11 protein-coding genes, 1 tRNA gene and 1 pseudogene are annotated in these 12,323 nt (G+C 60.7%); 10 read left to right on the forward strand and 3 right to left on the reverse strand.

The window, feature by feature from the left end:
- Positions 1-11: 11 nt before the first annotated feature.
- Positions 12-287 (reverse strand): annotated as a pseudogene (locus WBQ77_RS08220) (dihydrolipoyl dehydrogenase); the annotation flags it as partial.
- Between the two features lie 198 nt (positions 288-485).
- Between WBQ77_RS08220 and rplM the strand changes: the two are divergent.
- From rplM to argC, 3 genes are all read left to right on the forward strand, one after another.
- Positions 486-950 (forward strand): 50S ribosomal protein L13, encoded by a 465-nt coding sequence (rplM, locus tag WBQ77_RS08225; RefSeq protein ID WP_424042249.1) that lies wholly within the window; start codon positions 486-488, stop codon positions 948-950.
- 5 nt (positions 951-955) lie between these two features.
- On the forward strand, positions 956-1,438 hold the full coding sequence (rpsI, locus tag WBQ77_RS08230) for a 30S ribosomal protein S9 (RefSeq protein WP_424042251.1): 483 nt from the start codon (positions 956-958) through the stop codon (positions 1,436-1,438).
- 113 nt (positions 1,439-1,551) lie between these two features.
- Positions 1,552-2,601 carry an N-acetyl-gamma-glutamyl-phosphate reductase gene (argC, locus tag WBQ77_RS08235; RefSeq protein WP_424059726.1) on the forward strand — a complete coding sequence of 350 codons (1,050 nt, stop codon included), beginning with the start codon at positions 1,552-1,554 and terminating at the stop codon, positions 2,599-2,601.
- A 39-nt stretch (positions 2,602-2,640) separates the two neighbouring features.
- Here argC and WBQ77_RS08240 read toward each other — a convergent pair whose 3' ends face one another.
- The gene (locus tag WBQ77_RS08240) at positions 2,641-4,488 is read right to left on the reverse strand and encodes a PHA/PHB synthase family protein (RefSeq protein ID WP_424042254.1); all 1,848 of its coding nucleotides are present in this window, start codon (positions 4,486-4,488) and stop codon (positions 2,641-2,643) included.
- Between the two features lie 242 nt (positions 4,489-4,730).
- On the opposite strand from WBQ77_RS08240, the gene WBQ77_RS08245 reads away from it, so the two are divergent.
- The 6 genes from WBQ77_RS08245 (at position 4,731) to WBQ77_RS08270 (ending at position 10,710) form a co-directional block, all read left to right on the forward strand.
- On the forward strand, positions 4,731-4,877 hold the full coding sequence (locus WBQ77_RS08245) for a hypothetical protein (RefSeq protein ID WP_424042256.1): 147 nt from the start codon (positions 4,731-4,733) through the stop codon (positions 4,875-4,877).
- A gap of 113 nt (positions 4,878-4,990) precedes the next feature.
- Complete coding sequence (locus WBQ77_RS08250; protein WP_424042257.1) at positions 4,991-6,223, forward strand: LL-diaminopimelate aminotransferase; 1,233 nt, start codon at positions 4,991-4,993, stop codon at positions 6,221-6,223.
- 8 nt (positions 6,224-6,231) lie between these two features.
- Positions 6,232-7,563, forward strand: coding sequence for a homoserine dehydrogenase (locus WBQ77_RS08255; protein ID WP_424042258.1), 1,332 nt, complete (start codon positions 6,232-6,234; stop codon positions 7,561-7,563).
- Positions 7,564-7,615: 52 nt separating this feature from the next.
- Entirely contained in the window at positions 7,616-8,605 is a 990-nt protein-coding gene (glpX, locus tag WBQ77_RS08260) for a class II fructose-bisphosphatase (protein WP_424042259.1), read from the forward strand.
- A 109-nt stretch (positions 8,606-8,714) separates the two neighbouring features.
- Positions 8,715-10,532: a single-stranded-DNA-specific exonuclease RecJ gene (recJ, locus tag WBQ77_RS08265; protein ID WP_424059727.1), complete on the forward strand. Its 1,818-nt coding sequence runs from the start codon at positions 8,715-8,717 to the stop codon at positions 10,530-10,532.
- 103 nt (positions 10,533-10,635) lie between these two features.
- Positions 10,636-10,710: transfer RNA gene (locus tag WBQ77_RS08270), tRNA-Glu, on the forward strand.
- 43 nt (positions 10,711-10,753) lie between these two features.
- Here WBQ77_RS08270 and WBQ77_RS08275 read toward each other — a convergent pair.
- Positions 10,754-11,173: a VOC family protein gene (locus WBQ77_RS08275; RefSeq protein WP_424059729.1), complete on the reverse strand. Its 420-nt coding sequence runs from the start codon at positions 11,171-11,173 to the stop codon at positions 10,754-10,756.
- Positions 11,174-11,643: 470 nt separating this feature from the next.
- On the opposite strand from WBQ77_RS08275, the gene WBQ77_RS08280 reads away from it, so the two are divergent.
- Positions 11,644-12,231: a cold-shock protein gene (locus tag WBQ77_RS08280; protein WP_424059730.1), complete on the forward strand. Its 588-nt coding sequence runs from the start codon at positions 11,644-11,646 to the stop codon at positions 12,229-12,231.
- The last annotated feature ends 92 nt before the right edge of the window (positions 12,232-12,323 follow it).

A 12,323-nucleotide genomic window follows, 5' to 3' on the forward strand; every position in this document is an offset into this window, starting at 1 on the left:
CAGCACTGCCGCTATGCCGACCTCGGCTTGGGTGGCATGAGGCCGGTAATCGTGCCTTCTACCATTCTCGCATAAAAAGCGAAGGTCTCCGACAGGGTCGGGTGGGGGTCGATTGTCATGGCAATATCCTCGGCATCGACGTCCATCTCGATGGCCAGAGCCGCTTCGGCGATGAGATCGCCGGCGTTAGGCCCGACAATCCCGCAATCCAAAAAGCGATGGCTTTCCGGATCGACCAAGAGCTTTGTCATGACCTCGTCCGGCCCGAGCGATAGGGCTCGCCCAGAGGCTGCAAATCGGTCAGCACACTGGCCTTAGATCGCCAGAGAACAAGCCACGCAACTTCAGTTCGCTCTGACACGGTATTATATTACCACATTTTTAACGTGTTGATTTTACGCGTTAAATTAAAGTCTCTTGACCGGCATGTTGCCAGCCGTTAGAAGCGCCGATCTTTCGATTGAGACGCAAGAGTGACGCGAACCATGAAAACTTTTTCAGCCACGCCCAACGACATCGAAAAGTCGTGGGTACTGATCGACGCCAGCGGCCTTGTGGTGGGCCGTCTAGCGGCGCTGATCGCATCGCGACTGCGCGGCAAGCACAAGCCCGGCTACACGCCTCATATGGACGATGGCGACAACATTATCGTCATCAACGCAGGCGACGTGGTCTTCTCAGGCAACAAACGTGCTGACAAGACCTATTACTGGCACACGGGCCATCCGGGCGGCATCAAGAGCCGCACCGCCGAGAAAGTCCTCGACGGCAAGCACCCCGAGCGCGTGCTGCATAAGGCTGTGGAGCGCATGCTCCCGCGCGGCCCTCTCGCTCGCCAGCAGCTTAAGAACCTCAAAGTCTATGCAGGCCCCGAGCATCCCCACATGGCACAGAGTCCCATGCCGTTGGATGTCGCTGCCCTGAACTCGAAGAACGCAAGGAGCGCCTGAGAGCCATGAGCGAAACGAACACGCTAGAAGATCTGGCTCAGCTGCAAAGCGACGCCGATGCGCCGGCACCAGAACGCGTTTACGAGCGCAAGGTTGACTCCCTTGGCCGCGCCTATGCCACGGGCAAGCGGAAGGATGCCGTCGCGCGTGTTTGGGTCAAGCAGGGCCCAGGCAACATCACGGTGAACGGCAAGGATCACACAGCCTATTTTGCCCGCCCGGTGCTTCAGATGATCTTGAAGCAGCCGTTGGTGACAGCCGCACGCGACGGACAGATCGACATAGTCTGCACGGTTTCGGGTGGCGGTCTTTCAGGTCAGGCCGGTGCAGTGCGCCACGGCATTTCCAAGGCGCTGACCCATTTCGAGCCGGAGCTGCGCAGCACCCTTAAGAAGGCTGGCTTCCTGACTCGGGATGCCCGAACGGTCGAGCGTAAGAAGTACGGTAAGGCTAAGGCCCGTCGTAGCTTCCAGTTCTCCAAGCGCTAGCGTCACCCGCGCTTGTTTCTGGATTGTTGCGGGAGAGGGGCGCTGCCTCTCTCCCGTTTTTCATTTTGAGCCGATAAGCCCTTGCACGCGGGGCAACTTCTCTGGGGTCAGACATGACCAGCAAGCAGACGTACCGGGCTGCCGTGCTCGGCGCTTCGGGCTATACCGGCGCCGACCTGATCCGGCTCGCCGCCAGACATCCCCATATTGAGATCGCCGTGCTGATTGCGAAGGCGCATGCAGGCCAGCCGCTCGCAAAGGTGTTTCCGCATTTGGCCAGCCTCGAACTGCCCAACCTTGTGACATCGGATGAGGTCGACTGGGATGACGTGGACGTGGCCTTTTGTGGCCTGCCGCACGGCACCGCCCACAGCGAGATCGCAAAGCTCCCCGAACGGATCAAAGTGATCGACATGTCCGCGGACTTCCGCCTCCGGGACCTTGGGACGTACGCGCGGTGGTATGGCGGCGAACATGGCGCACCTCAGCTTATCGACGGCGCTGTCTATGGACTCACCGAACATTATCGCGCGGCGATCGCAGGTGCCCGTCTCGTTGCCTGCCCAGGCTGCTATCCAACGGCGGTGCTCCTGGCGCTGCTGCCGCTCGCTAAAGGCGGTCTCATCCCGACAGACGGCATCATCGTCGACGCCAAGTCGGGCGTGTCCGGCGCGGGTCGGTCGCTCAAGCAGAACATTCTGTTCTCCGAAGCGGGAGAGGGGCTCTCGCCCTATGGGGTCGGAACCCATCGTCACGTCCCGGAGATCGAACAGGAGCTCGGCCAGGCCGCCGGTCAGGCTTTGACCGTGAATTTCACCCCCCATCTCGTCCCCATGACGCGGGGCGAGCTATGCACCTGCTATGTCGAGCTTGCTAGTGGCACATCGGCGGACGGCCTCCGGCAGGCTCTCAGCGAGACCTACAAGACGAGCCCCTTTGTGCGCGTCGTCGACGAAGGCGTCATTCCAGCGACCCAGCACGTACGTGGCTCGAACTACTGCCATATAGGGGTCTTTGCCGACCGCATTCCGGGCCGGGCGATCGTCATCTCGACGATCGACAATTTGGTGAAGGGATCGGCCGGACAGGCGCTTCAGAACTTCAACGTGATGCATGGCCTCGACGAGACGACCGCGCTGGAGCAGTTGCCGCTGTTCCCGTAGCGCCGTGAAACGCGCCTCGGGAAGAGACGCATTGCGCCGCTAGTCGTGAGACTTCACATAGCTGCCAGGAGCATCCTCGATCGGCTCGAACACCCCAGCCGAGGGATCCCGCGCAGGCACTTTCTCGCCGGATAGATTCTGGAGCCACGCTGCCCAGTCCGGCCACCAGGATCCCGGCACTTCCGTCGCCGTCTCGATCCATTCGTCGAGCGTCTCGGCCGGCGCACCCGTCCAGTGTTGGTATTTCTTCTTGGCCGGGGGATTCACGACACCGGCGATATGGCCCGATCCGGCCATGACTTGGCGCACATCCCCACCGAACAGGCGACTTCCGCGAAAGACGGACGCCGCCGGCGCGATATGGTCCTCCCGGGCGAATAGCTCATAGATTGGGATGTTGACCTTGGACAGGTCGAGCTTCACGCCGCCAAGTTCCATTTCGCCCTTGCTCAGACGGTTCTCATGGTAGAATTCGCGCAGGTAAAAGGCATGGTTCGCGGCCGGCAACCGCGTTGAATCGGCATTCCAGAACAACAGATCGAACGGGAAGGGCTTTTTCCCGAGGAGATAGTTGTTCACCACATAGGGCCAGATCAGATCCCGCGGCCGCAGCATGTTGAAGACGGCGGCCATGCGCGATCCGTCGAGAAAACCGCGCTCTGACATCATCTCTTCCAACGACTTCAACTGCGCATCGTCGATAAACATCAGAAGGTCGCCGGCCTCGCTGAAATCGACTTGCGCGGTCAGGAAGGTCGCGGTGGAAATCCGTTCGTCACCCTTGGCGGCGGCATAAGCTAAGGTCGAGGCGAGAAGGGTGCCACCCACACAGTAGCCCATCAGGTTTACGTGATGGACTCCGAGCTGCCGGTTCACTACCTCGACGGCTTTGAGAATGCCCTCGTGCATGTAGTCTTCGAAACTTTTCTGCGCGAGCTTCTCGTCGGGGTTCACCCAAGAGATCATGAAGACCGTAAAGCCCTGGTCCACCGCGTACTTGACGAGCGACTTCTCCGGCTTGAGATCGAGGATGTAGTACTTGTTGATCCACGGCGGCGCGATTATCAGCGGCGTCTTCGAGACTTGCTCCGTCGTCGGGTCATACTGGATTAGCTGGATAAGCTCGTTTTGGAAAATGACCTTGCCCGGGGTGATCGCCAAGTCACGGCCGACCTCGAAGGCCGAGAGATCGGTCTGGCTCACACGTAGCAAGTCCTTGGACTGATCCAGATCCTCGGCCAGAAGCGTCATACCTTGCACCAAGTTTTCGGCATTGGTCGAAAGTGTCGTCCGGACAACTTCGGGATTGGTCAAGGGGTTGTTAGAGGGCGACATCGCCGAAAGGACGTGTTCGAGGTAGAACATGGCCTTCCGCCGCGTCTTGTCGTCGACGCCTTCAGTATTGGCGGTGACATCCTCTGCCCAGCGCGAGGTGATCAGATAAGCCTGCTTCCAAAAATCGAAATATTGATTCTCCGACCAACCCGGATCTTTGAAACGGTTGTCGCCAGGCTCCGGCTCGGCAAGCGGCTCAACGTCCTCGCCGAGAAACTTGCGCATGGAACGCCCCCAAAGATCGGCATAGCTTTGCATGAGTTCGCCCTGGGCTGCGGCGAGTTTTCCTGGATTGGTTGCCCAAGCTTGCGCCACCGACCCGAGACTCTTCGCCGCTTCGCCCGCCTCTGAGGCCATGCCGTATGGGCCCTTACCATTCGATGCGTTGCGCTCGGCCAAGGACGAAGCAACCTTCGCCCCCTGGTCGAACAATCGAAACATGTTCCGTGCGAATTCGTCGAAGTTCATATTGTCCCGTTTACCATCGTGAGCGTTGTCGCTTCCTTTAGCGCCCGTGGTGCCTGCTCCGCCATCTCGGTTATCGTCACGCATTCAAATGCCCTCGATTTTTCACCCCATGACCACGCTTCCGCCGAGTTGCCGGTGGGGGCCAGCTTCCGCTGACCTTGTCATTGTGCTATGCAATATAGCGGCGAGGTGGCACTGTTCGCCAGGGGAAACTACCCTAGAGTAATAACGTAGCGATGTTTTCACACACAGCGTATTGGCTGGCAACGGCGCTGTCTTTCATCCTTTTGTCCGGATGCGCAAGGAGTCTGCCCGACCAAGGCCCAATGCAACGTTTTAGAGACGCAGTCCGCAGCTACGACAACACGCTGACGAAGACGGAACGCGATGCGGCAATCTCCGACCTGAAAGATGAGAAAGACCGGCAGCGGGCCCACGTCCGACGGGTTAAAGAAGCGCCAAAAGCGAATTAGAATCAAAGCGAACTGCACGAAGGTCGCATCCCCAAGCGCTTGCCGGGTAGGGTCTTTTCGTGGTTCAACTTTAGACTCTCAATTTTCAATCGATCGGGTGGGGAAAACCGTCCGTGCATAACGAATTTCATAGGATCAAGCGGCTGCCGCCGTATGTCTTCGAGCAGGTGAACCGGCTCAAAGCCGAGGCGCGCGCACGTGGCGACGACATAATCGACTTTGGGATGGGCAATCCCGACATGCCGACGCCGCCGCATATCATCGAGAAGCTGGTCGACACCGTCCGCAATCCGAAAACGAACCGCTACTCCGCGTCCAAGGGCATCCAGGGTCTCCGCCGGGCGCAGGCGGCCTACTACGACCGCCGTTTCGGGGTGAAGCTCAACCCAGACACCCAGGTGGTGGCCACGCTGGGGTCGAAAGAGGGCTTCGCCAACATGGCGCAGGCCATTACAGCGCCGGGCGACGTGATTCTGGTTCCGAACCCGACCTATCCTATCCACGAATTCGGATTCATCATGTCTGGGGGCGTGATCCGGCATCTTCCGGCCAGCACGGACTCCCAGTTCATGGTGTCCCTCGATAAGGCGATGCGCCACAGCGTGCCCAAGCCCTCGGCGCTGGTCCTGAACTATCCCGCTAATCCGACGGCCGTTGTCGCCAATCGCGACTTCTACGCGGAGGTCGTTGCGTACGCCAAGAAGCACGACCTGATCGTGCTCTCCGATCTTGCCTATGCGGAGATCTATTTCGACGGCGAGCCGCCAGGATCGTTTCTTGAGATTCCCGGCGCCATGGATATCGCGGTGGAATTTACCTCCGTGTCCAAGACCTATTCCATGCCCGGCTGGCGCATCGGCTTTGCCGTGGGCAATGAGCGGCTGATCCAAGCGCTGACCCGGGTGAAATCCTATCTCGACTATGGCGCGTTTACGCCGATCCAGGTAGCGGCCACCGCGGCGCTGAACGGACCCCAGGACTGCGTCGAGGAGATCCGCGGTGTATACCGGCGGCGGCGCGATACGCTTGTGGATGCGATCACCCGTGCGGGCTGGCCCATCCCATCGCCGCCCGCGACCATGTTCGCCTGGACCCCGATCCCCGACATGTTTGCGCATATCGGCTCGCTCGAGTTTTCCAAACTCTTGCTTGAGAGGGCATCCGTCGCCGTGGCACCTGGAGTCGGCTTTGGCGAATACGGTGAGGGCTATGTACGGATCGCGCTGGTCGAGAACGATCAGCGCATTCGCCAAGCTGCGCGAAACATCCGGAAGTTCTTGACGGAATCAGCGAACGAGCTGCACAACGTCATTCCCCTGGCCTCCAAGGCCAAACGAACACTTTAGCACCTCGGATGACCGAACCCCTGAAGCTTGGACTGGCCGGAATCGGCACTGTCGGCACTGGCCTCGTGCAGCTCATCGCCGCGCGTGCGGACGCGCTTGTGGCGAAGACCGGCCGTCCTATCGAGATTGTCGCGGTCTCCGCGCGTAATAAGCGTAAGAAGCGCGGCATCGATCTTTCGAACATGCGTTTCGTGTCCGACCCGGTCGCTCTCGCCAATGATCCGGAAATCGATGTCTTCGTGGAGCTCATCGGCGGCGAAGAAGGGCCTGCCAAGGAAGCCGTCGAAGCGGCATTGCAGGTTGGCAAGCATGTGGTCACGGCCAACAAGGCACTTCTCGCCCATCACGGCTCGGCGCTCGCGGCACTCGCGGAGAAACACGGAGCGGCTCTGAATTTCGAAGGCGCCGTGGCCGGTGGTATTCCGGTGGTCAAGGCTATACGCGAGGGCCTGCAAGGCAACGACATCACGCGCGTATTCGGGATTCTCAACGGCACGTGCAACTACATCCTGACGAAGATGGAGCGGGACGGCCGCGACTTTGCGGACGTCCTGACAGAGGCGCAGGACCAGGGCTACGCGGAAGCCGACCCTACCTTCGACGTTGGCGGGTTCGACACCGCGCACAAGCTTGCGCTTCTCACGAGCCTTGCCTTCGGGACCCGCACACGGTTCGATACCGTTTATGTGGAAGGGATCGAGACCATCACGCCTTCCGATATCGAGGCGGCCACCGACCTCGGCTATCGCATCAAGCTACTGGGTGTCGCGCTCAGGACCGAGGGCGGTATCGAGCAGCGAGTCCATCCGACCATGGTGCCGAGGGATACGGCCATCGCGAACGTCGACGGAGTTTCCAACTGCGTCGCCATCGACGGTGATTTCGTCGGCGACGTCATGCTGATCGGTCCTGGCGCCGGTGGCGGCCCCACCGCGTCAGCCGTCATGAGCGACATCGTCGACATCGCACGGGGCATCGTACTGCAGCCTTTCGGCGTCAAGGCAAGGCATCTGAAGGCCTATAAGAAGGCCGCCATGCGCACCCATGAGGGCGGCTACTACATCCGCCTGTCGGTGTACGACCGGACCGGGGCCTTCGCGGCCATTGCCCAGCGCATGGCCACGCAAGAAATCTCGCTTGAGAGCATCGTCCAGCGCCGTCCGCACAGCAAGCGCACTGGACAAGTCCGGACTTCCAGGAAAAAGGACGCGCCGCACACCAGTGTCGTCATGGTAACCCATGAGACAACGGAAGCCGCCGTGCGCAAGGCCCTCGCGGCCATCGAGCGGGACGGACATGTCGATTCCAAGCCACAAATGATCCGAATTGAGAAACTGTAACGGCCGCCGCGGCGACGGAGAATCGCACGCGTTGAACCGAGGGGATTTTGACGTGCCAGAGGTTGGAGAGAAGACCGAACTGGACCGCGCCTTGGCGCTTGACATCGTTCGGGTGACCGAGGCGACGGCTGTGGCGGCGGCCCAATGGCTAGGCCGTGGCGATGAGGTTTCGGCTGACGAGGCGGCCGCTGCAGCCATGCATCGGGAGGTCGCGCGAATGCCTTTCGAAGGCGTCGTCGTGGTCGGCGAGGGCGAGGAAGGTGACTGTCCGATCTTTTACATGGGCGAGAGGATCGGCGAGGGCTCTCCGTCGGGCGCGACGCTGGACCTGGCCGTCGATCCCATCGAAGGCACGACCCTGTGCGCCAAGGCGCTTCCCAATGCCATGTCGGTCCTCGTAGTGGCGGAGAGGGGAAGTCTTCTCAAGGTCCCGCCGATCTATATGGAAAAAATCGCAATCGGACCGGGCTTGCCCGCGGGTGTCATCGATGTCGGCGCGACCCCGTCTGAAAATCTCAAGGCCCTGGCAGAGGCGAAGGGCGTAGGCGTCGTGGACCTGACCGTGTGCGTTCTCGACCGGCCGCGCCATGGACATCTCATCGAAGATATCAGGTCCGCGGGAGCGGCGCTGCGCTTGATCGGCGATGGCGACATTGCCGGCGTCATTCATGTGACCGACCCTGTGCAAACGGGGATCGACATGTACCTTGGCATTGGCGGCGCGGCCGAAGGTGTCCTCGCCGCCGCCGCGCTGGCCTGTCTTGGGGGCCAAATGGAGGGGCGCCTAATGGCGCTCAACCAAGAACATCGCTTCTGGGCCAAGCTGTCCGGGATTACGGATCTCTCCAAAAAATATGCGCTCAAAGAGATGGTCGCCGGTGATCTCAGCTTTGCGGCGACAGGCATCACAGATGGCTCGATGATGGCGGGCGTCCATTATGGCCCGGACTCGATCACTACGGAGAGTGTAATCATGCGCGCCTCCACGCGTACGCGCCGTTGGATCAGGACCGAACACGCCGACCCGAAAAAATTCGGCTAATCGGGGGCCCTTGTTCGAATCGGCTACTCTGAAGGCCGATCCTACTCTACCGAACCGACGAGCCGACCCGCACGTGACCTCAGGATTGAAACGCGATTCGAAGGACGAAATGAAACAGCCGCTATCAGCGATGCTTGGCGTGGAGCAGTCCGCACGGGGGCAGCGCTGGACGGAACGGCTCGAGCCGAACCGTTTGCATGTGGCGACGGCCATCGCGCAAGCCCATGGTTTGCCCGACCTGCTCGGGCGCATTCTCGCCGCCCGCGGCGCCGACCTCCAAACCGCCGAACGCTACCTCGATCCCTCGCTCAAGACCCTGATGCCGGACCCGGCCAGCCTTCAGGACATGACCCGTGCAGCCGAGCGGATGGCCACCGCGATCACAAGCGGCGAGACGATCGGCATCTTCGGAGACTACGATGTGGACGGGGCGTCCTGTGTTGCTCTCATCGAGCGCTTCTTGCGGAACCATGGACGATCCGGCGCTCAGAACTGCCTTACTTATATTCCTGACCGCCTCACCGAAGGCTACGGCCCGTCACCGCAAGCCCTCACTGGACTCGTCGAAGAGGGCGCCCAGCTCATTCTAACCGTCGACTGCGGCACGGCAGGCGAAGAAGCGATCACTGCCACCAATGAGGCCGGGGCGGACGTAATCGTGCTCGACCATCATCAGGCCGGTGAGGCCTTGCCCCCCGCCTTCGCGGTCGTCAACCCGAACCGCCAAGACGACCTCTCCGGCCAGGGCCATCTCGCGGCTGCCGGTGTTGTGTTTCTGTTCCTGGTCGCCACGGCCGCCGCGCTCCGCCGCCTGGGTGCCTATGAAGACCAGGCCGCACCGGACCTGCTGGGACTGCTCGACCTGGTCGCGCTCGCAACGGTCTGCGATGTGGTTCCGTTCAAGGACGCCAACCGGGCCTTCATCGCCAAGGGGCTCAAAGTATTACGGTTGCGTCACAACGCGGGCTTAAGGGCACTCGCTGACGAGGCCCGGCTGACCGAGGCCCCGTCCACCTATAGCCTTGGCTTTGTCCTCGGCCCACGGATCAATGCAGGCGGGCGGGTAGGCGCCTCGGCTCTTGGCGCCCGTCTCCTGGCCACGGAGGACGAAAGCGAGGCCGCAACCATCGCCGCACGGCTCGAGGCACTCAATGCGCACCGGAAAGCGATCGAAGCCGGGATGCTGGACGGGGCGACCGCCATGGCGGATGCGACCCTTGCCAAGAACCCGGACGCCCCGCTCTTGTTTCTGGGAGACACTGATTGGCATAAGGGTCTTGTGGGTCTCGTGGCCGGCCGGCTCACCGACCGCTTCCAGCGCCCGTCCTTCGTCATGACTCTTGACGCCGATGGCATGGCCACAGGGTCTGCCCGTTCGATCCCGTCCGTCGATCTCGGACTGGTGGTGCGGGACGCGGTGGAGGACGGGCTCTTTGTCAATGGTGGCGGACATGCCATGGCGGCCGGCTTCTCCTTAGACTGGAACAAGCGGGAGGCGGCGGAAGCCTTTCTGACATCGCGTCTTTCCAATTCCGTGGCCAATTGCTCCGCCAGCCGTACCCTTGGACTCGATGGCGCGCTGTCGGCAAGAGGCGCAACGCACGAGCTCATAGACCTTCTCGAACGTGCCGGGCCCTATGGTCCAGGGCACCCAAGACCGCGCTTCGCATTTCCGGCGCACCGCGTAACGCGTCTACGCAGCTTTGGCGCGGGCCATGTCCGCTGCACGCTGCAAGCCGCCGACGGCGGCCGAATCGAAGCCGTCGCCTTCCGAATCGAAGGCTCGCCTCTGGGAGACATGCTTGTGGGCGCCGAGGGTCAGCAACTCAACTTAGCTGGCAATTTGCGCCGCTCAATCTGGCAGGGCCGGGAGCGCATCGAACTCATGATCGATGATGCTGCCGCAATTCAGGATTTGCCCACATAGGGGCTTGCCCATGGAGGGTGTGGCGTCTTAAACAGCTCTCTTGCCAATGAGCAGTCTTGCGATGAGCCGCGAAGCTTTCTATATGAGCTGGCTGCACCGGCACGCTCCCTTCGTCTAATGGTTAGGACGCCAGGTTTTCAACCTGGAAACAGGGGTTCAATTCCCCTAGGGAGTGCCAATTTCGTGTTTGATACCGCGGCCAGGCGTCTCGCGTTTTCCGCCTACCACGTACCCGTATTCGCCATTGACGCCCAGGGCTCCTGCTTAGGCAGGGGCTCGCCCTTCTGCAAGAGCTCGATCGAGATATTGTCGGGCGAACGGATAAAGGCCATCCCGCCGTCCCGCGGCGGGCGGTTGATCGTCACCCCGGCCTTCATGAGTCGATCGCATGTCTCGTAGATGTCGTCGACTTCGTAAGCGAGGTGACCGAAATGGCGTCCTTCGTTATACGGCTCGGGATCCCAATTATAGGTCAACTCGAGCTGCGCATCCTCATCGCCCGGCGCGGCCAAATAGATGAGCGTGAAGCGACCCTGCTCGCTGTCCATGCGCCGGACTTCCGTGAGCCCGAGCTTGTTGCAGTAGAAGTCGAGCGACGTATCGATATCCGAAACGCGCACCATGGTATGGAGATACTTCATCGACGGGGCCTTCCAAGAAATCTGTTTGGGCTTCGATTGACTGTTCGGCCGACCCTAAGGCCCATAACCGCATGATGGCAAGATGACGAAGACGCTTTGAAACAAGCGCTGCATGAAATTTTTATTTCAACTGTTGCATCGTGCCCACAGCGAACGCTCCAATGCGACAAAACGCTAAAATTCTTCGATGACAGATAAGTTTGACCGCACTTCATCGAGATTTTGGGTCGTCGTCATGCGAACCATGGCCACGCATGGCAGCGGCAATAGTTTCTCTTGCCAATCAGATGTTTGCGTATTCGCGCGTCACAAAATGATGCCTTCGCACCCGCACTGTGGAGAAGCAGTCGTTAAAAGCAAAATTAGTCTGGCCGCTGAAAAAGCCGATGCTATCCTCTAATGGACGCACTATTTGATTCGTGTATCGCGGCATCGAGTCGGTCTTACTTAGTTCAGCGGGGGAATGCGGCATGGCGGCGAAAGCATCGCCAATTGAGGAGGAACGTACCCAACGCACCGAGGAGGCCGGTATCGACGACGCTACAGTCGAAGTGTTCGAGATCTCCGGGTCGATAAAATGGTTCGACGCCTCCAAGGGCTACGGCTTCATTGTTCCTGACGAAGACCTGCCTGACATTCTGCTGCACGTGACGTGCCTGCGCAGGGACGGCCATCAGACCGCCTACGAGGGCGCGCGAGTCGTCTGCGAAGTTTTGCGCCGCCCTAAGGGGCTTCAGGTCTTCCGCATCCTGGAGATCGACGATACAACGGCAATTCATCCCTCCCAATTGCCTCAGCGGACCCATGTAGTGGTCGTGCCCGAGAGCGATTGGGAACGGGTCATGGTCAAATGGTTCAATCGCATCCGCGGCTTTGGGTTCCTTACACGTGGGCCCTCGACCCTGGACATTTTTGTGCATATGGAGACCCTACGGCGGTGTGGCTTTACCGAACTTCGACCCGGCCAGTCCCTCCTCGTCCGTTTCGGGCGGGGCCCCAAGGGATTGATGGCCGCCGAGATCAAGCCAGACGGCGGCAACGGCCCGGCGTCCCACTAGCCCCTTATCTTCTTCGACACCCGATTGCGGCGGCGTGGCTCGCGGCCGCGATGCTGCTCGTGCCGCTCGCGTCCGGTCACGCCGAGGGAACC

This window comes from Methyloceanibacter sp. (assembly GCF_049590335.1).
Classification (GTDB): Bacteria; Pseudomonadota; Alphaproteobacteria; order Rhizobiales; family Methyloligellaceae; genus Methyloceanibacter.

What these genes read in the sequence shown, in the direction of transcription:
- rplM (WP_424042249.1), top strand. Translation starts at nt 486, where the DNA reads ATGAAAACTTTTTCAGCCACGCCCAACGACATCGAAAAGTCGTGGGTA.
- rpsI (WP_424042251.1), top strand. Translation starts at nt 956, where the DNA reads ATGAGCGAAACGAACACGCTAGAAGATCTGGCTCAGCTGCAAAGCGAC.
- argC (WP_424059726.1), top strand. Translation starts at nt 1,552, where the DNA reads ATGACCAGCAAGCAGACGTACCGGGCTGCCGTGCTCGGCGCTTCGGGC.
- WBQ77_RS08240 (WP_424042254.1), bottom strand. Translation starts at nt 4,488, where the DNA reads ATGCGTGACGATAACCGAGATGGCGGAGCAGGCACCACGGGCGCTAAA.
- WBQ77_RS08245 (WP_424042256.1), top strand. Translation starts at nt 4,731, where the DNA reads ATGCAACGTTTTAGAGACGCAGTCCGCAGCTACGACAACACGCTGACG.
- WBQ77_RS08255 (WP_424042258.1), top strand. Translation starts at nt 6,232, where the DNA reads ATGACCGAACCCCTGAAGCTTGGACTGGCCGGAATCGGCACTGTCGGC.
- recJ (WP_424059727.1), top strand. Translation starts at nt 8,715, where the DNA reads ATGAAACAGCCGCTATCAGCGATGCTTGGCGTGGAGCAGTCCGCACGG.
- WBQ77_RS08275 (WP_424059729.1), bottom strand. Translation starts at nt 11,173, where the DNA reads ATGAAGTATCTCCATACCATGGTGCGCGTTTCGGATATCGATACGTCG.
- WBQ77_RS08280 (WP_424059730.1), top strand. Translation starts at nt 11,644, where the DNA reads ATGGCGGCGAAAGCATCGCCAATTGAGGAGGAACGTACCCAACGCACC.